The organism is Fredinandcohnia onubensis, assembly GCF_002734285.1.
GTDB lineage: Bacteria > Bacillota > Bacilli > Bacillales > Bacillaceae_L > Ferdinandcohnia > Ferdinandcohnia onubensis_A.
The window spans coordinates 210,565-231,576 of record NZ_NSEA01000008.1; the positions used below are offsets into that span (position 1 = coordinate 210,565).

Here is a 21,012-nt window from a genome sequence, read left to right on the forward strand (position 1 = left end):
TTAAAAACTAGTATTTATGCTTTGATATACACTGTTTTGTACTCTGTCCAAAATTCGAGGGCAGTTGATCCTTGTTCTCTCGGACCTAAGCTGGATGCTTTTTTACCACCAAATGGGTACTGGTTTTCAAAATAATTCGATGGAATGTTGACATGTGTAACACCCGTTTGAATATGTTTCACGAAATGCATGGCCTTTTCTAGGTCCTTCGTATAAATCGTTGATGATAAGCCAAAATCACTGTCGTTTGCTACCTCTAATGCTTCTTCATAGGAATCTACTTCGATTACCGCAATGACGGGTGCAAAGATTTCTTCTCTAAAAATAGTCATTTCTGGAGTAACGCCACTAATGACGGTTGGTGCTACAAAATACCCTTTGTCTCTACCTTGGTCTGTCAATCTTTTTCCACCACATTCGAGAGTTGCACCTTCTTCAATCGCTAAATCAACATGTTTTAAGTAAAGATTTAACTGACTTTCATCAATCACTGGGCCATTGTCTACCTTTTCGTCAAAGCCATCGGTAATTTGTAACGCATTGGCTGCGTCTACTAATCTACTAATAACGTCTTTCGAAATACTTCTTGGAACTACTAATCGGCTTGTTCCAGTACAACGTTGTCCATTATCAAAAAATCCGCTGATAACTACATTTTGTATTGTTTCATCTAAATTAGCATCTTCAAGGATAATGGAGGCATTTTTTCCGCCCATTTCCGCCTGCATTTTTCCGCCACGAGTTGTGACAGCTCTTCCTAATGCCAATCCTACGTCAGTTGAACCTGTAAAAGATACAGCTTTTATTTTCTGGTGATTACCGATTGCACGTCCAATCACACCACCAGGACCTGTTACCATGTTAATAACCCCTTTTGGTACACCAGCCTTTTCAAATAGTTCGATAATCTTTACGCTAATAAGTGATGTGTTACTAGCCGGCTTAAAAATTACCGTGTTGCCAGCAACAATAGCAGGTGCAATCTTCCAAATTCCGATCCCAAGAGGAAAATTATAAGGAGCAATCACTCCAACAACTCCAAGAGGTTCCCTTACGGTATATCCAAAAATCTCCGCATTCTTTGAAGGTACTGTTTCCCCTTTTAAACGGGTTGCTTCACCACTGAATTGCTTCATCGCATCAATCGTAATAGTTACTTCCGCTAGCGAGTTTTTATAGGTTTTACCGACTTCTTTCGTAATAATAGTTGCTAGTTCTTCTTTTTGCTCTTCAAGTAAATAGATTAATTTGAACAATACATCCCCACGCTCAGGTACTGCAACCTGTGACCATGTCTTAAATGCTTGTTCCGCCACTTGAATCGCTACCTCAACATCTTGTTCATCAGATTTCTGAAAATAACCTAAAACCTCTTCTGTGTTTGCTGGGTTGATACTAGCATATACTTCACCAGATTGGGCTGACACCCATTCACCATCTATGTAGTTAAAATACGTTTGAACCATTCGGAATCACCTCTCCTCTTTATTGTTACTAATTATAATATTCTAAATTATAAAGACAAATGTGGCAACCCACAAAATTTAGAATTCATTTTTGTGAGTTGCCACATATAGAGACATATAAAGGACAAGAGGGCATGTCCCATGGCTATTTATTTTTGTGTTTCACAACAAATAATTGAGTGGCAATCATGAGGTCGACCCATTCTTTTTCATTGTTTAAGCTAAATTGAAGAATTTCTTCTATCTTTTTTAGTCGATAGTATAAAGTATTTCCATGGATATGGAGCTCAGAAGCCGTTTCCTTGTGATTTTTATTTTTTTTAATATAACAAAGCAACGTTTCTAGTAAACTGGCATCTGAATCTAAGAGCTTTCCGATTTTATCCTGAATGTACATATCAATTGTATGCTGTTCCATTTCATGGAATAGTCGTTCCATACCAAGCTTCGAATATTCAATAATGTTTGAGGCTTTATAGGTTTTTGCATAGCTGATGGAACGCAGTGCTTCCTGATATGATGTGGCTAATTGCTGCAAGGAAGTTTTTCGTCCAATTCCAACTAAGATTTTTTGTTTTCCTAGAATCGACTCGACTTCTTGGATGATTTTTTTGAGTACCGTATCTGTCACTCCAGGAAGCAGGATAATGAGTTGAAACGTGTGGGTCACGACAAAACTTTTATTACAGATGTTATTCAGCATTTTTTCGATAGATATAACGAGCCATTGCTTTTCTTTTACTTTGTTATTTTTCCAGAGCGAATCAACGGAACTTTCAACAATTAAACATTGAATGTCATTTGTATGATCCCATTTTAAATAATGCATAATCCGCCCGACATCATAATGTTGGACTTCATTTAACAACTGATTAAACACTTCATTTCGAAAATGCAGCTCTTGTTCAAGAAGTGCACTATCCTTCGTTATTTCAAGTGCCATGGCTAAGCTTGCATGCTCGATAATGATTTGTTCACTTTCAACAAACGCAGCAAAAGGTTTCTCCAGTTCTAGTACCCCAAGAATTTCTTGACCTCGTACGATTGGAAAGTAGCGATCATTCCTCTGAAATAGGTTGGTCTCATGGTAAATGACCCGAGATTGAATCAATTCCTCTAACAACGGGATGATCGACTTGATTCCATAGCCTTCTATAATCACTTGATAGAATTTTTTATGAATTGAGATTGAATCGGTTAATAGTTGATTCTTCTTCAACAAATTATTATAAACCCGAGAGTGTTCAATTGCGATGGCGCTTTGGTCGGCAATAATTTTTATAACCTCCATATCAGCCATAGAAAAAAGACCATCATGGTTAAAATTGTCGACGATTAAGACACCAAAACAATGATCTTTGTAAACGATCGGAACACAGAATGCACTTTTAATTTTCCGACCATAAACACCCTTAAAATAATAATGATAGTTTTCCGGAGACATCGTACTCATAGAATCATCAATTTCCTGCTCAGAACTAAATAGGATGGCCTTCTTTTTGGTGAATACCTGGCCTGTTATGGATTCTCCGGGATCAAGGGCAAGTTTCTTTAAGCTCTCAACATCCACGCCTTTACCCTCTTCAAACTTAAGCTTTCCAGTCTTTTCGTCAAATAAATAAATGATAAACGTATCGGTAATGTTCACCAATTCACTTGCTGCTGTAATTAAGTTTTGCAACACATCCTGTAAATGTAACGACTGCGTCAGCAACTTGTTGATTTCTAATAGTTTCTTAGCTTTATGAAAATCCAGATAGGATGTCTCGATATGCTGAAGGCTCAAGCTAACTCACCTTTTTCGACAGTTCCAAGATAGTCTGAAGCATGACATTGGCTCCAACCTCAATATCTTCCCATGAACTATACTCATCAGGATGATGACTAAGGCCATCCTTACTTGGAATGAAGATCATCCCCGCGTCTGTTAGTCCTGTTAATGAGTTCGCATCGTGATTTGCACCGCTAACCATATAGTGAAAATTCACTTTTGAGTCTTTACAAGCACTCTCTATTGCTTGTTGGACATTCTCAGATAAAGTATTCGGATTTTTTTGTACACCAACTTCTATTTCTACTTGGTGCTTTTCGTTCATCCAGTTTATTAATTGTTGTTCAAATTCCTTCATTTCTTTCCAATCGTTACCTCTGACCTCAATCGTTAATTGAACATCTCCAGGTACTACATTTTCTGAATTTGGAAAGACCTCTAATTTCCCAACAGTTGCGACAATATCATTATTTTGCATAGTAGCTCGTTCACTTACTTGTTGAATAATTGAAGCAGCAGATACTAAAGCATCATTCCTTACGTTCATAGGAGTTGTGCCAGAATGGCTTGCTTTTCCAGACACATGAACATGCATTCTTGAAATACCAGCAATGGCAGTCACAATCCCGATCTGGTTGTTAGTTGTCTCTAACACACTTCCTTGTTCAATATGTAATTCTAAAAAGGATAGATAGTCATTATCACTTTTTCTTGCCTCTTTAATTTGGGACATGCTAAGCCCAAATTTCTCCAAATCAACATCCGATACATCACTATCTTTAATTAAGCCAGCAGTTGCTCTGCTTCCAAATGTTCCGCCTAGCGGGTTCGCTTCTTCACCGACAAAACTAATAAGTTCAAGTGGAACTCCGCTATAGCCATTTTCTTTAAGAACTCTCAGACACTCCAAGCCAACTATCACTCCTAGAGCACCATCATAAAGGCCGCCATTTTTCACAGTATCTAAATGTGAACCAAAAGCAATTGCAGGTTTATCAAGGCTACCTAATCTGCCATGTACATTCCCAACGGAATCTTCATACACAGATAGGTTTAAATTATTTAACTGATCCTGTAACCATTCATTTGCCTTTTTTTCTTCACTTGAAAAAGCTAATCGATTATAACCTAGATTACCGGAATTAATAGTTCCTATATTTAATAGATTCTTTTTAATATTTTCTATGTTCACCTTTGCAAAACTCATAATTTCCTCCTTTTTTGATACCCTTGGGTCACGGGGACAGGTCCCTTGTCCCAGAAATCGTAATGGGTCAAGGGACCTGTCCCTCCGTCCCATTCTAGAACTTGTTTTCATTATAGAAGAAAAATTGTTAATTATCCAATATCTTTCATCGCTAGATTTTGGTGAATCAGGCTGTTTGCCTTTTAAATAAAAAAGAGGTTGCGTTTGCAACCTCCGTTTAATGTCTGAAACGTGTTGGGTGGGACGATGGACCTGTCCCTCTGTCCCAATAAGCGGTTTCATTTTAATATTACAATAACAAATACGCTACAAGCGTTCCGATAATCCACATACCGATGGCGAATGGCATGTTCTGCACGGTAATGCGGAATGGGCTTTGACCCGTTCCCATGGCTGTTAATGTCACAAGCAATCCGTACGTTCCCACTGTGAAGGTGGCAACAGAACCTGTTATGAGAACAAGGGCGATACTTACAGGATTGATCACGTCAAACATAGGTGTGATAATTCCGGTTAAAATACCTACAGTCGCAATCGGATGAATACCAAACATACTTAATAAAACAAAGATGACTTGGATAAGGAACAAGATTAACATTGGGTAATCCGATACAAAAGCAAGTGGTCTTTGAATCACTTCCAAGAACGATGTATCTCCTATACTAGTAGAAAATAATGATAGAGAGATAAATAATACGATAAAATTCTGCATGGTATTTGTCTTTGTTTTCCAATTATTCCAGCCAATTGTCCAGAAACTTCTTCGTCTTTTCATTAGTAAAGACCAAATAAAAGCGAATGGGAAAATAACGATTGTTACAGTTAACGTAAAGCTTAAATCAAATAGATTTCCTATTAGAATAACTAGAACCAGGAACAAGACGAGTGCTATGATGAACTGAATCATCTTTCTCACTAATTGTTTCATATTGATTTTCGGCTGTCTCTTATTGCTCACTTCTTCAAACTTGTATTTTTTATAAAAAATTCGTCCAAACAGAGAATCTAATATAAACGCAATAACTGCCATAAGAATAAGCCATGGCAAAAGGGTTACATATTCAACACCTGTGGTAAATATGGCAACTGCGACCATGATCTCCAACGGACTCCACAACAGGGCTAATGAATATCCTCTCAGTGAAGCTGTTGTAATAAACGAATTACGAATTTCTTTACTAAAAGATGATAATGTGCTCTTAAGTACATCTTGAGAGATGGTTGCAGCAGATAGATTTAAAAAGGCCGCAAGAATATGCGTAATGAGTGAGCTCCTTGGGTATAGTTTCCCTAAATCTGAGACGTTCACTCTCATTAGTAGATTCATATTCCGATCAAATCTTCCACTTCTTACGATGCTATTCATCCAAGGCAGCATGGCTAACAATGTTAAAAGTGATAAATTCGAAGTTAATAAACTAGGAATAATATGAAAGGACTGACCTGTTGTAAAGAATAAATATCCTCCGATGAATAGAAATGCTCCCCCAAGAATCTTGAAAAGACCTGATGCCAAAGGAAATGACAAAATGAGCATAAGAATAGCAAGTACTCCAAGTATGTAATTGATTGTCTCACTACCTATAAAAATATTAATTGTATGGAGTAAAAATACGAATGAATAAAAAATATAAAGATAGCGGAACAATGGATATTGTTTCATTTCTTCCTCCTTCTTAGATGTTAAATCAAACACATCAAAGTATAGCATAGAAGGAAAAAACTACAAGGTAATTTCCAGATATTCCTTGGAAATAAAAAGGATTATAGTCTACACTTAACCTCCAAAAAAATACAGCTCTGCTACCAATTATGGAAATTGCAGAACTGGTAGCCGAGCTGTATTCAAGCTAGTTTTCGGACAAGTGACCTTGTCCATACTATGGGTGAGGAAAGTAGATGCGGAATTGTGTCCCTTCGTTTTTTGTGCTGGTAACATCTAGTTTTCCATTCATCAGTTTAATAATTTTTATGACCGCCATCATACCTAGACCAGTACCTTCTCTGCCTTTCGTTGTAAAAAACGGCTCTCCTAAACGGTTAAGCTGTTCAGACGTCATTCCTTCTCCAGTATCTTTGATTTTAATGATTACACCATCGTTCACTTCTTCCGTGCGAATTATTAGATTTCCGCCATTTGGCATCGCCTCAATACAATTTTTCGTAATATTTAAGAAGCATTGTTGTAAGAGCTGTGGGTCCCCTTTCATACGAATGGGTTCAATCATGGTATGAATATCAACACAGTTCATATTTGCCATTGGTGTAATCACATTAATCGAACGATGGAGTTCTTCCTCAAGATTTACTACTATATGTTCTTCCTGTACGGATTTTGCAAAAGTTAAATAGTTACCAATAATATCATTTGCACGGTCAATTTCTTGGAGGGAAATTTCTATGAACTGATTTTTCTTCTCTTCTTCCCATTCATTTTTATATAACATCTGTAATATGCCTTTCACTACGGTAAGAGGATTTCTGACTTCATGTGAAATACTTGATGCAAGGTGACTAACTACCTCTAATTTCTCAGCTTTAATGACTTGCATATTCATGTAGACACTTTCTCGTAGCATTTCGGAAAAATACACGATAAAAAATGTACTAAATAAATGAATCAAGAAAAAGATGATAATCTCCATATAGAAAGTTAGATTAAAATGTCCTAGTACGATAGCACGCAAAACAAATAAAAATGTACAGAAAAACAACGAAAAACTACATGCAATTAGGACTCTCTTATGCTTCGTCGCATTTTTAAACGTTTTGTGGACCATCAATAAAGGAATCAAAATAACTATACTTGAAAAGGCTGATGCATAAAAACCGCTGCCTAGGCCTCCTAAATAAAGTCGAATGATTAGAAAAACGGCAACTAATGTTACACCCGCTTTTCTGCCAAGGTATAAACCACCAATCATTATAGCAATCGAACGTAAATCCAAGATAATTTCATCGCCGATGTGAAGTGGAAATAACATACAACTTATCATTGCTATTGTTACTGAAATTAATTGAATTCGCTCTTTTAATTGGCAAGATAAATTCTTTACATTTGTTTCAAAGATATGTGGAATAAATAAGATAAAGACGACTAAAAAAAGCAAATTTAATAATAATGTCTCTACATAATTAAACACAGTAATCCCCCTAATTCTAGATAGAAAAATCGTCTTATGAACTATCCGACAAAAAATTAACAAATAACGAATGTTCTGTGAAAATTTATTATGTTTATGCACTCACCTTTTTTGTTTTCATCGAATAATTTATTCCACAACTGATGGAACGTTTAAGAGGGGATCATTCGCCACTCTAAAGGATTGCTCCTATAAATTCGTCAAAAAAGAATAATTTCCTTCTTTTTTTACTCATATATTCGTATTTTTATTAAGTTTTTAGTAAACAATTTTACATCCTTGTCGAAGCCGAAAATTATTTGTTGTAGATTGCGGAAATTTGATGGTTTTCATGACTTAAGAGGTGAAAATATTGGAGGAATTATAGTTTGTGAGCAGGATTTATAATTCAATTATTGAGTATGTGCCGAGTTTACTATTACTAGCGGAAAATACTGCCACTATTTCAGATTTACTGCCACTATCTGAAAAATACTGCCACTACAAAATAAAGACACCCAGGCCTGGGTGCCAAGTGACTTTTACATATTACAAGAAACCTGTTTACTTCCTCTTCAACTGCTCAAACAATCTCGCTACGTTCACAACTCCAACATTCTTATATTTTCCGAGGATTACGAGCTCTTTAGGAAGTTGTCCAACAGTATGGATTCCGTCTTCGTTTAATTGTTTAATAAGGCTTGGTACGCCTATAAACTCGTCTTTAGTTAGCTGGATCTTTTTAAGAGTATCGGTTAGGATCATGTAATCTGCTTTATAAAATAAAAAGAGTTCTCCTGGCCGTTCGAGTGTTACTTTTCTACGAACTTTTTCTTCCTCAATAAAGATTTTTAACTCATCGAAAAATTGCTTATCGTTGTTTTCATTAAAACGTTTGACATGCTTATGCAAGTCTTCGAGATTACTAGGTAATTCGCTCAAAATACGTGCTTGCTGCTCTGCGCCTAGTCTAATTAAAAAGGTCTCAGATTTATCAAATCGTTGTGGTAACAAAAAGGCATCGCGTAGAAAATATGGAACTTCTAGCGTATCCCCTTTATATTCAATCGTACGAATCGTTGTGTAACCTGGCTCTGCCATTTTTGTTGGAGCAGCTTTTATTGTAGTTGCAACCTCATCTTGAACCTTTTTATCTGGTGTTCCCTTTTTCATAGAAGCAACTAATACATTCTCTAGAGATTTCAACCGAAGCTCTAATTCGGTTATATCATAACGTTCTTCCTTTGGAGTTGTTGGATCTTGATAGGCTGGGACTTCAATCGATAATGAGGTGTACACTTCTACAAACCATCTGACAATCTGGTAAATCGCTTCCCATGATAAAAGTGCTTCCGAATAACGAAACTTTCGTTTGTCATGTGAAGCCTGATTTCCAAGTTGTCGAACTAAATGAAGGGCATCTCTTATTTCTGTTGTCAGAATCCCCTCATTATCTAAAAGAGTGAGTCGTTCCTTTAATGTAATACGTGGGTTTTCTTTCATTTTTTCATATTCCATCACTTGCTGTAGAATATTCTCAATGAGTACCCTTGAATGAGTTAACATCGTACGCGGACTTGTAAAGATGGTATGTTCCAGTTCCCCCGCTAGAAATGCTAATTCTTTGGAGATGGGTTCTAGAAATCTATAAAAATACTCAGATGTATTCATGTCATGTTGTTCCTTTCTAAGATGCAAAATGAAGACCTGAATCTGGTTATAGAGACTCAGGCCGTCCGGAGATTCTTTCATTTTAGGTGAAAAATAGATGACAATCAAGGATGATATTAGAATTCGGCTATTTGCGAATGTTTAGTAAAATTCCGTCAAACTTAAAGGAATTAGCACCGAATTCCCTATGAGGAAAACGAAAAACTGGGACAAGTGACCTGTCCCTGTGTCCCATTGGAAACATATCCCTTTTCAAATGGACGGAATTGTGTTAATTTTAGGTTATAAGTTAATATTTTGTATTTTCACTAGGGGAACTCTTGATAAGAGCTGAGAAAAAAGTAGTGTACTTTGAAACCCTCATTACCTGAACAGGCTTGTACCTGCGTAGGGATGTGGTTAAGGCAATCGTTCTTTATGTGTATACATAACAACCACTTTCCTACTTTGGAGAGTGGTTTTTTGTTGTGCTTTAACCGTTCTATTCCTTTTTTTGCGGAGCAAGTTGTTAGAGAAAAAGGAGTAATTCAATGAAAATAATTGCTGTGACAGATGATCGACAATCCGTAAAAACTCTTACTGAAAAAATTATTGCGATTAAAGATGTAATTGATTACGTGCAGATTCGAGAGAAATCAAAATCTGTTCGAGAAATTGTGTCCTTTATCGAACATTTACAAAACAACGGTGTGAAGAAAGAGAAAATCATCGTGAATGACCGTCTTGATGTTGCGCTATGTATGGATATTCCTACTGTCCACTTACCTGAACATGGCCTCCCTGTAAAAATGGTGAAAGAACGATACCCGCACATAAGGGTGGGTTGCAGTGTTCATTCATTTGAAAAAGCAAAACAAGCTGAAACAAATGGAGCGGATTACGTCCAATATGGGCATTGCTTTGAAACAAACAGCAAACAAGGTCTACCTCCCAACGGGGTTGAGCCTCTTTTACAAATGAGAAAGGAACTGAGCATCCCTGTTTATGCAATTGGTGGCATTACGTTAGAAACATTACCATCCATTCAAGCTGTAGGGGCGGACGGTGTGGCGGTCATGTCCAGTATTTTCGCTGCAGATGAACCTTATTCCATTACAAAAAAATTCAGAGAGGCGATTCACAATGAAAAGTAGTTATGAAGTAGTTGTAATAGGTGGCGGAATTATTGGTTGCTCGATTGCTTATTATTTAGCCGGGTCACACATGGATGTTGCTCTCTTTGATGGGGGACAAATTTGTACGAAAACCACAAAGGCTGCTGCTGGCATGCTAGGTGCTCATTCAGAAAGCAATGGTGATTTGTCCCTCTTCTTCCCTTTTGCAAGGTCGAGTCAATTTGAGTACATACAATTAAAAGATGAGCTCTTTGATTTAAGTGGAATTGATATTGGATATCGAAATGGCGGCATTTTAAAGCTGGCATTCACTGAAAAAGAAATGCAAGACCTCCATTCACTTTTAAAACAACCAACTGTAAAAGAGTTGAGCCGGCATGAAGTCCAATGTATGGAACCCGAAATTAGCGATAACGTTTTAGGAGCTGCCTATATCGCAGATGATGTGAACGTGATTCCGACCAGTACCTGTGAGGCTTTTGCAAAAAGCGCCCTAGTGCTTGGTGCTTCTATTTTTGATAACTGCCACGTATATGGACTTGAGAAAAATGGAAGCAACTACATTGCGAAGACAGCAAAAGGCAATGTTCAAGCAAAGCACATCGTGATTGCTACGGGTGTCTATAGCAATCACCTTTTTCAGATTCTTGGAATCTCTGAACACCTGTCACCTGTTAAAGGAGAAAGTATCATTGTTCAGCACGAGAAGCCTCTTTTACAACACACGTTGTTTCATGACAAATCCTATATCGTTCCTAGAAATAACGGTAAGCTTGTGATCGGGGCAACGATGATTCCAGATGATTGGAGTGATTCGATTAGCCTGGATAGTGTTGAGAGTTTAATTAAAAAAGCAAAAACGATGCTCCCCTCCTCTGCTAATTGGAAAATTGAAGGTTTTACTTCTGGACTAAGACCTACCACCTTTGATGGGCATCCATTTATCGGCAGACATCCTGAGCAGGAACGGATTATGATTGCGTGTGGCCATTTTCGAAATGGAATTCTCCTTGCACCTGCAACTGGGAAAATGATACGTGATCTAATTTTAAATAAAGAGGTAAAACAGGAATGGGTTGATGCTTTTCGTATTGATCGTAGGCAAAAAGCCTTGATTTAGGGAGGTGAGAAAATGAAGATTAGGCTTAACGGAGAGCAAGTAGAACTCCCTGAAGAAGTAAATTCAGTGGATAAGCTTTTGACTCATTATAAACTGGAAAATCGGATCGCGATTGTAGAGATTAATGAGGATATTATTCAAAAAGATGACTATAAAGCGATGAAACTTAAAAATGGCGATATCATTGAAATCGTCCAATTTGTAGGAGGAGGCTAATCATGTTAACAATAGCAAATCGTACATTCCAGTCTAGACTTTTATTAGGAACAGGAAAATATCCATCTTTTGAGATTCAAAAACAAGCGGTTGAGGTTTCGGATGCTGAAATTTTAACGTTTGCTGTGAGAAGAATGAACATTTTTGAAGAAAGTCAGCCTAATTTTTTAGAGCAATTAGACTTATCGAAATATACACTTCTTCCAAATACAGCAGGAGCTAAAACAGCTGAGGAAGCGGTTCGAATCGCAAAACTAGCTAAAGCTTCTGGTTTGTGTGACATGATTAAAGTTGAGGTCATTGGAGATGATAGATCCCTTTTACCAGATCCAATCGAAACGTTGAAGGCATCGGAAATGCTCCTCAATGAAGGCTTCATTGTGTTACCGTATACGTCAGATGATGTAGTACTAGCTAAGCGATTAGAGGATCTCGGTGTTCATGCGATAATGCCGGGGGCGAGTCCAATTGGTTCAGGTAAAGGAATCATTAATCCATTAAATCTAAAATTTATTATCGAGCAGTCCCAAGTTCCGGTCATTATTGATGCAGGAATTGGATCACCTAAGGATGTCGCTTATGCAATGGAACTTGGCGCAGACGGTGTTCTTTTAAATACAGCTGTGTCAGGTGCAAAGGATCCTGTAAAAATGGCACGTGCTGTCAAACTTGCGTTAGAAGCAGGAAGACTAGGCTATGAGGCCGGACGCATTGAAGAAAAAGATTACGCTGTAGCAAGTAGCCCATTAACAGGGTTAGTAGGGTCTTAACAATTACTTTAATACCAAGGGCCTGACCACTTAAGCATGCTTAAAGGGCCAGGCCACTGGGAATATATATGGTTACAACTACTTGTTTAGCGGTTGTTTGATCCTAATCCAGCGCCGTTTGTACCAGCACCATTTCCACAACCATTATTTCCAGTATCTGTCGTACCGGCACCAGGACCTCCAGTAACACCAGCGCCTGTACCAGCTCCACTACCCGCTGTTCCAGTTCCCATTCCACCAGCACCGCCGGTTCCAGTTGTTCCTGTTCCAATTCCTGTCGTACCGGTACCAGATTGGCCATAATACAGATCATTACAATCTTGGTTACCATCATTCATGATGTTGCTATCACCATTTGTATTGTTATGTCTGTCGTTATGATTGAAACCATGACCATTATCGTTTCTCTGATCCAAAATTTTTACATCCCCATCATTTTGGGTATCAAAGTTATTTTCGTTACCTTGACATCCTGCAAGTCCGACAACTAATATAGCTGCACCTAAGATCGATGTTACTGATTTCCTCATGTGCTAATCCCCCTTTTTTATAGAAACGTTAAAAAAATAACGCCCTTATTTAGGATGGCTTAACACGGTGATATCTACATCTGTTAGATAACGGTAATATATAAATAAAGATAGCCATTTCATCGGATGTCGTTAAAACCCTACCGCCTTAGAATCAAATATGTTTTTTAGTGTTTTTATCAGCTCTACTTGGTCCTCATTTGATAAGAAATCCGTATAAATTTGTTCTTCCTTCCCATTGTTCATGATAAATAAAACGACCTCACTAACTTGAACAACTTCTTCCACTTGGCTAAATAGAATCAATTTTCTAGGTAAGAAAAATCCCCTGTAAATTGATAAGGAAATGCTTTCAAGGATAAGATAGTCTTTTTTATCTAATTTAAAATAGTATATTGCTCTTAGTATCGCAATCATAATTGAAGCGATTAAGATAATACTTATAATGGGATGGGTGAAATCTCCTGCATTAAACGATATGTAGGAGTATATACTTATAATGGTAATGATAAGTACATATACTATTGAATGTATCCCTTCTCGAGTCCATTTCTTTTTTGAAACAAATTTATACCCCGTCATTCGCCACCTCGCTTTCACACTTTCAAAATAGGTTTTAATGTAATATTAACATAATATTCTAAATAATTCATTATTATGAAGATAATAATTATTAAAAAATTTTATACTGCGCTTTCTAATAAAAAAAGCGTTCCTGTGTATAACAGAAACGCAAAACGAATTTATTATTTTTTTAAAATACACTTATGTTCCAAAGTTTCCGAACAGCATCATACTAATCACGAAAATAAAGATGACTAATAAACCGAACATACCGAGGGAGGAAATAGATAATGCAATTGTTTTTAACCGCCCTTTTACACTAAATAATGCGGTAATGAATGATCCAAGTAACAGGAATAATAATAACAATAAGTCTAAGGATTCAGGTAAGGAATCCAATGCTTCAGGGATTATAAAAGTTAAAATTAGAAAAGTAAATATCAACACGAATGAAATCAAGCTCAAGTATTTTTTCATCTCACCACTTCACTTTACTTTGTTTCAGTTATTATTTATCTTTGTGTTTTTCAAGCATTTTCTTTAAATAATCTTCGGATTTCCCTCTTGGAATGCTGAGACTCTCCCAATTGCTGTCCTTTAATAGTTTTCCTATATACACTATTTGTCCGACATGATAGGCGTAATGGGCCATTTGCCTTTCGATAGCATCTATCACCAAATGACTTTCTCCACGAATGTAAATCTTTTTTAATAAGTCTTGCTCCCCCAAATCGGTTATGGTAGAAAATAGTACTTCCCAACCTTTTTCCCAAACCTTAATTACCTCTGATTTAGAGGAGAGATCATCAATAAATTCATTATCTCGATTTCGATATTCTTTTTCCCCATCTGAAGTCAAAAAATCAGTCCATCTTGAAACCATATTCCCGCTTACATGCTTTACGATGATCGCAACGCTATTGGATTCATGATTATAAGTCCAATGGATTTCCTCTTCATTTAACTGTTGTATGGTCTTATCCCCGAGGCTCTTTACATTTTTAAATCTTTCAATGACGATTCTTAAATATTCGTTTCCAATATTCATAGTGATTCCCTCCAAGAATATGCCTTTCACAGGTAATTCTCAAGAATTCTGAGCAGGTTTCAAGAAAAAGATAAAATATCCTAAGTGTATTACCCTGTTTTCCTCTTATTACCCTTATGCTTGTCATATTCTCCCCAAGCTAAAAAGCATAACCCTGCTAAAAATGTAAATGTGCTAATATTAATAATTGTTCCCGCAACCGGTATGCCACCGATGAATTCAACAATCAACTTAATTCCAATCAAAATGACTGAAATGGATATAAGGGATATTCCGATGTTTCTTTTTAGCAAATGATCCACTCCTTATAATTTATCTTCACTTTTTGCAGAGACCGAAACATTCCAATACTATCCATATTTTAACATAAATATCTATAATATAGTTAACATTCAAATAATTTACGATGCAAATACCTAGATATCCTTCCCACTTTTGAACATCGTTAAAATTCTCCAAATAACATAAATAAAAACATAACGAAAAATGTTAACGAAGTCAGCCACTCTTGATAATAGCCTTTTTCACTTTTCCTCTCATGCCATTCCTCAATTCCTCTAAAGAAATATAGACAAGTAGAGAATAGAAACGTTGGAAGTATAAAAAGAGGTGTATCCATAAAATAAAATGTACTATAAACAAATAAAAAAATAAGAATGATTTCTATGATAATAAAGAGTTTTTTTCTCCCTTCACTTAATATACTCTTTCTAACTTCCTTAATATGTAACGTCCTTTTTAGATACAACTCTGACAACATTATATAAATTAAGAATATAAGTAATAACCCTACGATACGTCCAGTAATGGTCATTGTGACCCACCTCCATCCAAACAGCGTTCATATTAAAAAATAGTTTAGTAGGTAACCTAGTTGGTTATTACAATAACTTCAACAAAAAAGACACTTATCCTCCTTAAAGGTAAGTGCCCGATTACAAAAATATACCATTTTCTTCTTATATTTTTAGTGTCCTTCTTATTGTCCTTTAAATGGAAAGTGGTCGATACCCAGTTCTTGTAACTGTTCATTTGCGTCATTTAGTAAAGCTTCTGCCTTTTCCTTTGTTTCAGCATCAAGGTCTTCAAACATATCCCTATGTTCTCCTTTACGAGGCAACTCCACTCCTAGCTCTGTTAATTGTGCTTCTGCTTCTTCTCGTGTGATAGTGCCTGCTTTTTCTTGTTCCATTATGGCTTGCGCTTTTTCTTGCGTTACTTCATCCATGTCAGCAAACATGTCTCCGCGTATTCCTTTTTCAGGTAACTCAACACCAATATCTGATAAACTCGCTTTTAATTCATCCATTATGACTTGTGCTTTTTCACGGGTATCATCACTTAAAGTACTTAATGTTTGACGAGCCTTCTCTACAACCTTAGTTGTACTCGAATCACCTTCCGCTGCGAGAACATTGGTCCCTACTCCAAATGCTAATCCGATTGCTAAAACAACTGATATTGTATATCCAGCGACACTTTTTCTGTTCATCTATTTTCCTCCTGTACGAATTAATGATTGAAACAACTTGATAAGAAGGATTATAGAAAATACAATCCCTATAATCCTTTTATAAATGTTTTATTGATCTTCCTTTAGTTTTTGTAATTCTTCATCGACTTCATTTGCAACTAGCGGATTCAGGGCTGGAATCTTTTGATTTACAGAGATGGTCCTTTGTGCCTTAGATGCTGCTTCCAATTCCCAAACCTTCTCTTCCATTCTTGCAAACCCACTTATCGCTTGATCGGCATTGAAGGATGAAGTATTCTCATTGATATTTTTTAGTGCGACAGCAACATTCGTTCTGGAGATCAATTCATTCTTCTTGAGAGTTAATTCCTCATATTTTTGTTGAAGCGTTTGTAGTTGCTCAACCAACTCTTGCGTTTTTCCATTAATTAGTTCCAGTTGCTCTTTATAGGTTACAAGCTTTTTCTCTGTTAAAACCTTTTCTTGTAAGGCAATTTTTGCGATATCCTCTTCACCTTTAGAAAGTGCTAGCTTTGCCTGCCTTACGCGTTTGGAAATGGTTTGTTCCGCGTCCGTTATTAACAGTTCATATTTCTTTTCAACGACATATTGTTGACGTAAAGCTTCTTTGCCTTTTTCGATTTGTTCTTCTACTTCACGTAAGTATTGTTTGATTAAACTTACTGGATTTTCCATTTTATCAACCATATCATGTAGATCAGCAACAAATACACGCTTTACTCGTTTTATTACACCCATTTTCTATTCCTCCATTTTGGTTCTCTTTTCCCATTGATCTAGGTAATCAGAATGTGAACTTACTGTTTGTCCATTCATATCGTAAGAAAAACTGAGTTCCTTATTGTCTTTATTGCTCCTGTATGCCATATATCCCACGAATATTGCCAATGGAATCAAAATGATTTTAGGTAAAAGCAGAATCATCCCGATAGCTAAAAGTGAGATCCCTAGCCATTTTTTCATACGGTTGTTTTTTGCTGTTTTCCAAAGGATGATCCCAAGTACGATTAGGAAAATCTGAGTCAGCAACGCGAGGCCCCATCCCGAAAACATGAATGGATGACCTCCTATACCAAAATCATGATGAATACTTCTTGGGCCGCCATGATGTCTTAAGCCACCGCCCATGCCTCGGTGAGAAAACATTGTCATCGTCATGATGTATTGACCAATCTGATAAACGAAAAACAATGTGATAGTACTTAAAATCACGATTAGTAGTGTTCTTTTCTTCATCTCTATCACCTCCTTTTCAACTTCCTGTTCACATTTTGAATAATAAAGATTGAAAGAGAAAATTAGGTGAAAATGAAAAGTCATTATGAAAAAAATCATAAAAAAATGCAAAGACAGTTTTTTAACCGTCTTTGCATGCATTATTTTAAAGGGATGGTTACTTCAAATTCTGTTCCCATTCCCAATTCACTTTTGATCTTGATCCTACCATGATGGGCATCTACAATCCTTTTGGCAATTGATAAACCTAGGCCATAACCCCCTTCTTTCCTAGTTCTTGCTTTATTCACTCTAAAAAATCGGTCATAAATCCGGATTTGATCTTCTTCTGATATTCCTAAGCCTGTATCCTTAACCGTGATTATTAAATCCTTTTGTTGTGATAATTGGATGTGAACAGTAACCGTACCGCCACTACTCGTATACTTAAGCGCATTATCAAGGAGGATATATAATAACTGAATCAGTTTATCCTTGTCTGCATATATACGAAGAGGTTCGGTGGCATGTAATGATAGAGTTATACCTTTTTCAGTCGCAAGATTAATAAATGACTCCAGCACTTGATTCGGGTAAAAATCAAACCATTCCTTGACTATTCCATTTTTCTCCTCTTCTGAATCTAATCGGGCAAGGGTTAGAAGGTCATTGATTAGTTTTGTCATTCGTTTGACCTCATCCTTCATTCCCCTCATCATTTTCTGAGAAAAAGCGTCCCGTTCCTTCTCTTCCAACTCAAGTGCCTCGAGGGAAGAAAAAATGACACTAAGCGGTGTACGCAGCTCATGCGATGCATTCGCGACAAACTCTCGCTGTTGGTTATAGGCTGTTTCTAATGGGACCAGTGCTTTTCTCGACATTATGTTACTCAGCCAAATCGCCACGCCAATAAAAAGCAAAGCGATGCTTAGACACACAATAAGGACCCATTTGAAGATGGTATCAAAATACGTAATATCAAGGCCGATATACATCATCCCCAAAAACTCCCCATTACTGATAATTGGACGTCCGAGCATTAAGACTCTCATTTCTAAATCTCGAAACTGCCGATATTCAGGTAAGTCAGTAGGAACAGCTACCCGCACCTGTTTGATTTCATTCTTGGAAATGTTCCAATCTGTAATGAGATCTAAAAACAACGGGCGCATGGGTCTAATCGACTCGATCGAAGTCAATAATTCTCCATTTGGATTCGTTACATAATAAAACAATTGATTTTCACTTAAAAATAAGGATCTATTCTCATCACGAAACCGATTATCGCGTTGTTTTGAATATGATTGTTGAAGCTCACGCATTCCCACATCTGCAATCTCGTTTAATTTCCGTTCTTCTTCACTTATAATGACGCGAAATAAAATAAAAAGCACGATTGCGACAAAAACAATTAAAAATAAGGAAAGGATTGCACTGTAATAGATAGTTAACCGCATCTGTGTTCGGGAAAAAACGTCTTTTTGATCCCGTTTAAGCCATTTATTCATCCATAAATTACGTTTCAATTTTATACCCCACTCCACGGATTGTCTCGATTAGACTGTCTTTCACATTTCGGTCGATTTTTTTTCGTAAAAGTTTCACCGTGGCATCAATGGTCTTCATAGAGATATCTGCTTCAATGCCCCAAATCCGATCCAAAATAAGATCCCTTGTTAAGACTTGTCCCTTATTTTTTACGAGCATATCTAATAATTGAAATTCACGTGGTGTTAAGTAGATTTCTTCACCGTTTCGAAACACCTTGCGACTTGTCCGTTCTAGAACCAGATCCTTAATGAACACTTTTTCCTCATGAATAGGAGCAAGCATTCTACGGGATAACGCTTTTAGGCGCGCATGCAATTCGGCAATCTCGAATGGTTTGATTAAGTAATCATCTGCCCCCGCTTCTAGTCCTTCTACCCGATCAGAAAGAGCATCTCTTGCGGTTAACATGAGGATTGCTCCACTGTATCCTTTCTCTCGTAGTCGTCGACAAATTGTGACTCCATCACCATTTGGCATCATCCAATCCAAAATAAGAACATCATAGTAAGATGCCATTGCATATTCATAAGCATCTTCACCTTCTGTTACCCAATCAACCGTCTCGATTCCTTTTTTCTTTAATAAATGTACAATTAACTCTCCTAAATAATCATCATCTTCTGCCAATAAAATTTTCACAATTATCACCTCTTTTAGCCTCTTACAGTATAAACTTTTATCCAAGAGCATATCAAAGTTTGGTGAAAATAGAGTGAAAAGGGTTAATAAACCGTAGAATGTCTCCAATGTGCAAAGAGTTATATGCCAGCATACGTCCTAGATAACGATACTTTTCAGAAAAAAATACGGCAATGTTTTTTAATTCTTTAACCTAACTAAGCTAAGTTATGGTAATATTAACCTTAAAAAATCGGAGGGATATACGTGGATTATCTATCTGTACTATCTTTTTTAAGCGCGGCAATCATCCTTACTTTAATGCCAGGTCCAGATAATTTATTTACGTTGGCGCAGAGTCTAGCAAAAGGGAAAAATGCAGGTATATTTACTACGCTTGGGCTCTGCACGGGATTACTAGTACATATTACAGCTGCAACGATCGGAATTTCCACTCTAATTTATCAATCAGCTTTTGCATTTACGGTAGTTAAATATGCAGGAGCGGCCTATTTGTTATTCTTAGCATATAAGTCTTTCAAAGAAAAAGATTCGGATTTTAACCTTAAAAACGAGGATACTTTAGACTATAAGTCTTTATACAAAAAAGGGGTTATTATGAACCTATTAAACCCTAAAATTTCTTTGTTTTTCCTAGCCTTCTTCCCACAGTTTATTAACTATGAAAATGGTCATGTTTCGATTCAAATGCTTGTCTATGGCATGCTTTTTCTAATCCAGACTTTAGTTATTTTCTCGTTAATCAGTATCTTTGCTGGGAAAGTAGGGTCATTCTTACGTAAAAACCCAACAATCTCTAAAAAGATTAATTTTATTCAAGGTTCACTGTTCACCTTAATCGGATTGAAAATTGCTTTTAGCCAGAAATAATAATTACTATCAGAAAAGTGCATTAATCCTTCGTAGATTAATGCACCCATTAGTTGATTAAACTAATTTACATTCTCTGCGATTCTTTTTAGTTCTTTTGTACGAGAAATGATAAAGTTAGTCATATACTTTTCCAAAAATAACTTATCTGCAATAACTCCAAGTGGACCAAAAGGTGACGTATACTCAAATGTATCAATCATTAGAGTCCCACCTTTTTCTTCTTTGAATTGATGGGTATGTGTAAAGGACCTAAAAGCTCCTTTCACCATAATATCAACAAACACGACAGGCTTTTCCATTTGAGTTACTTTTGCTGTTAGCCTTTGTTTAATACCAAAGTGAGTAGCTTCCCAAGTAACAGTATCGCCAATTTTTAATAGCCCTTGCGTAATCCCACCAACAGCTTTTTCTTTTGTTTTAGCAGTAGTTTCAATATGTATATCAACGTTTCTTGCAAGGTCAAAGCATACGTCCACAGGTGCTTGGATAAATTGCTTATGCTTAATAATAGGCATTTGCTATCTCCTTTGTAGGAACAATATTTTTAATTACCAATTCTACTGCCCCGTAGCTAAATAATTTCAAAATAATTTGCGTTAATCCTTCTTGGACTGTCGAACCAGTTACTTCAATACTATT

At 36.6% G+C, this 21,012-nt stretch carries 23 protein-coding genes and 1 riboswitch; of the genes, 5 read left to right on the forward strand and 18 right to left on the reverse strand.

The features are described 5' to 3' along the window. Nucleotides 1-14 precede the first annotated feature (14 nt). The 6 genes from CKJ95_RS08995 to CKJ95_RS09020 all read right to left on the reverse strand — a co-directional run bounded on the left by CKJ95_RS08995 (nucleotide 15) and on the right by CKJ95_RS09020 (nucleotide 9,237). The gene (locus CKJ95_RS08995; RefSeq protein ID WP_099353074.1) at nucleotides 15-1,466 is read right to left on the reverse strand and encodes an aldehyde dehydrogenase family protein; all 1,452 of its coding nucleotides are present in this window, start codon (nucleotides 1,464-1,466) and stop codon (nucleotides 15-17) included. Nucleotides 1,467-1,611: 145 nt separating this feature from the next. Next, nucleotides 1,612-3,252, reverse strand: coding sequence for a helix-turn-helix domain-containing protein (locus tag CKJ95_RS09000; protein ID WP_099353075.1), 1,641 nt, complete (start codon nucleotides 3,250-3,252; stop codon nucleotides 1,612-1,614). 1 nt (nucleotide 3,253) lies between these two features. Further along, entirely contained in the window at nucleotides 3,254-4,444 is a 1,191-nt protein-coding gene (locus tag CKJ95_RS09005; protein ID WP_180271455.1) for a M20 family metallo-hydrolase, read from the reverse strand. Nucleotides 4,445-4,733: 289 nt separating this feature from the next. After that, nucleotides 4,734-6,107, reverse strand: coding sequence for a hypothetical protein (locus CKJ95_RS09010; RefSeq protein WP_099353077.1), 1,374 nt, complete (start codon nucleotides 6,105-6,107; stop codon nucleotides 4,734-4,736). Nucleotides 6,108-6,324: 217 nt separating this feature from the next. Continuing rightward, complete coding sequence (locus CKJ95_RS09015; RefSeq protein WP_180271456.1) at nucleotides 6,325-7,587, reverse strand: ATP-binding protein; 1,263 nt, start codon at nucleotides 7,585-7,587, stop codon at nucleotides 6,325-6,327. Between the two features lie 543 nt (nucleotides 7,588-8,130). Further along, the gene (locus CKJ95_RS09020; RefSeq protein ID WP_099353079.1) at nucleotides 8,131-9,237 is read right to left on the reverse strand and encodes a DUF4145 domain-containing protein; all 1,107 of its coding nucleotides are present in this window, start codon (nucleotides 9,235-9,237) and stop codon (nucleotides 8,131-8,133) included. Nucleotides 9,238-9,537: 300 nt separating this feature from the next. Beyond that, a riboswitch (TPP riboswitch) is annotated at nucleotides 9,538-9,648 on the forward strand. 119 nt (nucleotides 9,649-9,767) lie between these two features. On the opposite strand from CKJ95_RS09020, the gene CKJ95_RS09025 reads away from it, so the two are divergent. From CKJ95_RS09025 to CKJ95_RS09040, 4 genes are read left to right on the forward strand one after another with little or no spacing between them, the layout of a single operon-like run. Then, nucleotides 9,768-10,370 carry a thiamine phosphate synthase gene (locus tag CKJ95_RS09025; RefSeq protein ID WP_099353080.1) on the forward strand — a complete coding sequence of 201 codons (603 nt, stop codon included), beginning with the start codon at nucleotides 9,768-9,770 and terminating at the stop codon, nucleotides 10,368-10,370. After that, nucleotides 10,360-11,472: a glycine oxidase ThiO gene (thiO, locus tag CKJ95_RS09030; RefSeq protein WP_099353081.1), complete on the forward strand. Its 1,113-nt coding sequence runs from the start codon at nucleotides 10,360-10,362 to the stop codon at nucleotides 11,470-11,472. The genes CKJ95_RS09025 and thiO overlap by 11 nt, the downstream gene beginning before the upstream one ends. Before the next feature lie 12 nt (nucleotides 11,473-11,484). Further along, nucleotides 11,485-11,688: a sulfur carrier protein ThiS gene (thiS, locus tag CKJ95_RS09035; protein ID WP_099353082.1), complete on the forward strand. Its 204-nt coding sequence runs from the start codon at nucleotides 11,485-11,487 to the stop codon at nucleotides 11,686-11,688. A gap of 2 nt (nucleotides 11,689-11,690) precedes the next feature. Further along, the gene (locus CKJ95_RS09040; protein ID WP_099353083.1) at nucleotides 11,691-12,458 is read left to right on the forward strand and encodes a thiazole synthase; all 768 of its coding nucleotides are present in this window, start codon (nucleotides 11,691-11,693) and stop codon (nucleotides 12,456-12,458) included. 86 nt (nucleotides 12,459-12,544) lie between these two features. On the opposite strand, the gene CKJ95_RS09045 is transcribed toward CKJ95_RS09040, so the two are convergent. The 11 genes from CKJ95_RS09045 to CKJ95_RS09095 form a co-directional block, all read right to left on the reverse strand. After that, nucleotides 12,545-12,988: a hypothetical protein gene (locus tag CKJ95_RS09045; RefSeq protein ID WP_099353084.1), complete on the reverse strand. Its 444-nt coding sequence runs from the start codon at nucleotides 12,986-12,988 to the stop codon at nucleotides 12,545-12,547. 132 nt (nucleotides 12,989-13,120) lie between these two features. Beyond that, on the reverse strand, nucleotides 13,121-13,570 hold the full coding sequence (locus tag CKJ95_RS09050) for a hypothetical protein (protein ID WP_099353085.1): 450 nt from the start codon (nucleotides 13,568-13,570) through the stop codon (nucleotides 13,121-13,123). Between the two features lie 183 nt (nucleotides 13,571-13,753). Then, the gene (locus CKJ95_RS09055; RefSeq protein ID WP_099353086.1) at nucleotides 13,754-14,029 is read right to left on the reverse strand and encodes a histidine kinase; all 276 of its coding nucleotides are present in this window, start codon (nucleotides 14,027-14,029) and stop codon (nucleotides 13,754-13,756) included. A gap of 31 nt (nucleotides 14,030-14,060) precedes the next feature. Continuing rightward, complete coding sequence (locus CKJ95_RS09060; protein WP_099353087.1) at nucleotides 14,061-14,600, reverse strand: DUF1572 domain-containing protein; 540 nt, start codon at nucleotides 14,598-14,600, stop codon at nucleotides 14,061-14,063. A gap of 89 nt (nucleotides 14,601-14,689) precedes the next feature. Next, on the reverse strand, nucleotides 14,690-14,893 hold the full coding sequence (locus CKJ95_RS09065) for a hypothetical protein (protein ID WP_099353088.1): 204 nt from the start codon (nucleotides 14,891-14,893) through the stop codon (nucleotides 14,690-14,692). A 152-nt stretch (nucleotides 14,894-15,045) separates the two neighbouring features. Then, nucleotides 15,046-15,414 (reverse strand): DUF4181 domain-containing protein, encoded by a 369-nt coding sequence (locus tag CKJ95_RS09070; RefSeq protein WP_099353089.1) that lies wholly within the window; start codon nucleotides 15,412-15,414, stop codon nucleotides 15,046-15,048. Nucleotides 15,415-15,579: 165 nt separating this feature from the next. After that, the gene (locus CKJ95_RS09075; protein WP_099353090.1) at nucleotides 15,580-16,092 is read right to left on the reverse strand and encodes a hypothetical protein; all 513 of its coding nucleotides are present in this window, start codon (nucleotides 16,090-16,092) and stop codon (nucleotides 15,580-15,582) included. A gap of 90 nt (nucleotides 16,093-16,182) precedes the next feature. Next, complete coding sequence (locus tag CKJ95_RS09080; protein WP_099353091.1) at nucleotides 16,183-16,833, reverse strand: PspA/IM30 family protein; 651 nt, start codon at nucleotides 16,831-16,833, stop codon at nucleotides 16,183-16,185. A gap of 3 nt (nucleotides 16,834-16,836) precedes the next feature. Beyond that, a complete protein-coding gene (locus CKJ95_RS09085; protein WP_099353092.1) occupies nucleotides 16,837-17,331 on the reverse strand; it encodes a hypothetical protein in 495 nt (164 codons plus the stop codon). 140 nt (nucleotides 17,332-17,471) lie between these two features. After that, nucleotides 17,472-18,836 carry a sensor histidine kinase gene (locus CKJ95_RS09090; protein WP_099353093.1) on the reverse strand — a complete coding sequence of 455 codons (1,365 nt, stop codon included), beginning with the start codon at nucleotides 18,834-18,836 and terminating at the stop codon, nucleotides 17,472-17,474. Next, on the reverse strand, nucleotides 18,826-19,500 hold the full coding sequence (locus tag CKJ95_RS09095; RefSeq protein ID WP_099353094.1) for a response regulator transcription factor: 675 nt from the start codon (nucleotides 19,498-19,500) through the stop codon (nucleotides 18,826-18,828). Before CKJ95_RS09095 ends, CKJ95_RS09090 begins: the two co-directional genes overlap by 11 nt. Nucleotides 19,501-19,746: 246 nt before the next feature. Between CKJ95_RS09095 and CKJ95_RS09100 the strand changes: the two genes are divergently transcribed. Further along, nucleotides 19,747-20,370, forward strand: a complete 624-nt coding sequence (locus CKJ95_RS09100) for a LysE family translocator (RefSeq protein WP_099353095.1) — start codon at nucleotides 19,747-19,749, stop codon at nucleotides 20,368-20,370. Between the two features lie 62 nt (nucleotides 20,371-20,432). On the opposite strand, the gene CKJ95_RS09105 is transcribed toward CKJ95_RS09100, so the two are convergent. Beyond that, on the reverse strand, nucleotides 20,433-20,888 hold the full coding sequence (locus tag CKJ95_RS09105; RefSeq protein ID WP_099353096.1) for an SRPBCC family protein: 456 nt from the start codon (nucleotides 20,886-20,888) through the stop codon (nucleotides 20,433-20,435). Between the last annotated feature and the right edge of the window lie 124 nt (nucleotides 20,889-21,012).

What these genes read in the sequence shown, in the direction of transcription:
- CKJ95_RS08995 (WP_099353074.1), bottom strand. Translation starts at nt 1,466, where the DNA reads ATGGTTCAAACGTATTTTAACTACATAGATGGTGAATGGGTGTCAGCC.
- CKJ95_RS09005 (WP_180271455.1), bottom strand. Translation starts at nt 4,444, where the DNA reads ATGAGTTTTGCAAAGGTGAACATAGAAAATATTAAAAAGAATCTATTA.
- CKJ95_RS09010 (WP_099353077.1), bottom strand. Translation starts at nt 6,107, where the DNA reads ATGAAACAATATCCATTGTTCCGCTATCTTTATATTTTTTATTCATTC.
- CKJ95_RS09020 (WP_099353079.1), bottom strand. Translation starts at nt 9,237, where the DNA reads ATGAATACATCTGAGTATTTTTATAGATTTCTAGAACCCATCTCCAAA.
- CKJ95_RS09025 (WP_099353080.1), top strand. Translation starts at nt 9,768, where the DNA reads ATGAAAATAATTGCTGTGACAGATGATCGACAATCCGTAAAAACTCTT.
- thiO (WP_099353081.1), top strand. Translation starts at nt 10,360, where the DNA reads ATGAAAAGTAGTTATGAAGTAGTTGTAATAGGTGGCGGAATTATTGGT.
- thiS (WP_099353082.1), top strand. Translation starts at nt 11,485, where the DNA reads ATGAAGATTAGGCTTAACGGAGAGCAAGTAGAACTCCCTGAAGAAGTA.
- CKJ95_RS09040 (WP_099353083.1), top strand. Translation starts at nt 11,691, where the DNA reads ATGTTAACAATAGCAAATCGTACATTCCAGTCTAGACTTTTATTAGGA.
- CKJ95_RS09045 (WP_099353084.1), bottom strand. Translation starts at nt 12,988, where the DNA reads ATGAGGAAATCAGTAACATCGATCTTAGGTGCAGCTATATTAGTTGTC.
- CKJ95_RS09050 (WP_099353085.1), bottom strand. Translation starts at nt 13,570, where the DNA reads ATGACGGGGTATAAATTTGTTTCAAAAAAGAAATGGACTCGAGAAGGG.
- CKJ95_RS09055 (WP_099353086.1), bottom strand. Translation starts at nt 14,029, where the DNA reads ATGAAAAAATACTTGAGCTTGATTTCATTCGTGTTGATATTTACTTTT.
- CKJ95_RS09060 (WP_099353087.1), bottom strand. Translation starts at nt 14,600, where the DNA reads ATGAATATTGGAAACGAATATTTAAGAATCGTCATTGAAAGATTTAAA.
- CKJ95_RS09070 (WP_099353089.1), bottom strand. Translation starts at nt 15,414, where the DNA reads ATGACCATTACTGGACGTATCGTAGGGTTATTACTTATATTCTTAATT.
- CKJ95_RS09075 (WP_099353090.1), bottom strand. Translation starts at nt 16,092, where the DNA reads ATGAACAGAAAAAGTGTCGCTGGATATACAATATCAGTTGTTTTAGCA.
- CKJ95_RS09080 (WP_099353091.1), bottom strand. Translation starts at nt 16,833, where the DNA reads ATGGGTGTAATAAAACGAGTAAAGCGTGTATTTGTTGCTGATCTACAT.
- CKJ95_RS09085 (WP_099353092.1), bottom strand. Translation starts at nt 17,331, where the DNA reads ATGAAGAAAAGAACACTACTAATCGTGATTTTAAGTACTATCACATTG.
- CKJ95_RS09105 (WP_099353096.1), bottom strand. Translation starts at nt 20,888, where the DNA reads ATGCCTATTATTAAGCATAAGCAATTTATCCAAGCACCTGTGGACGTA.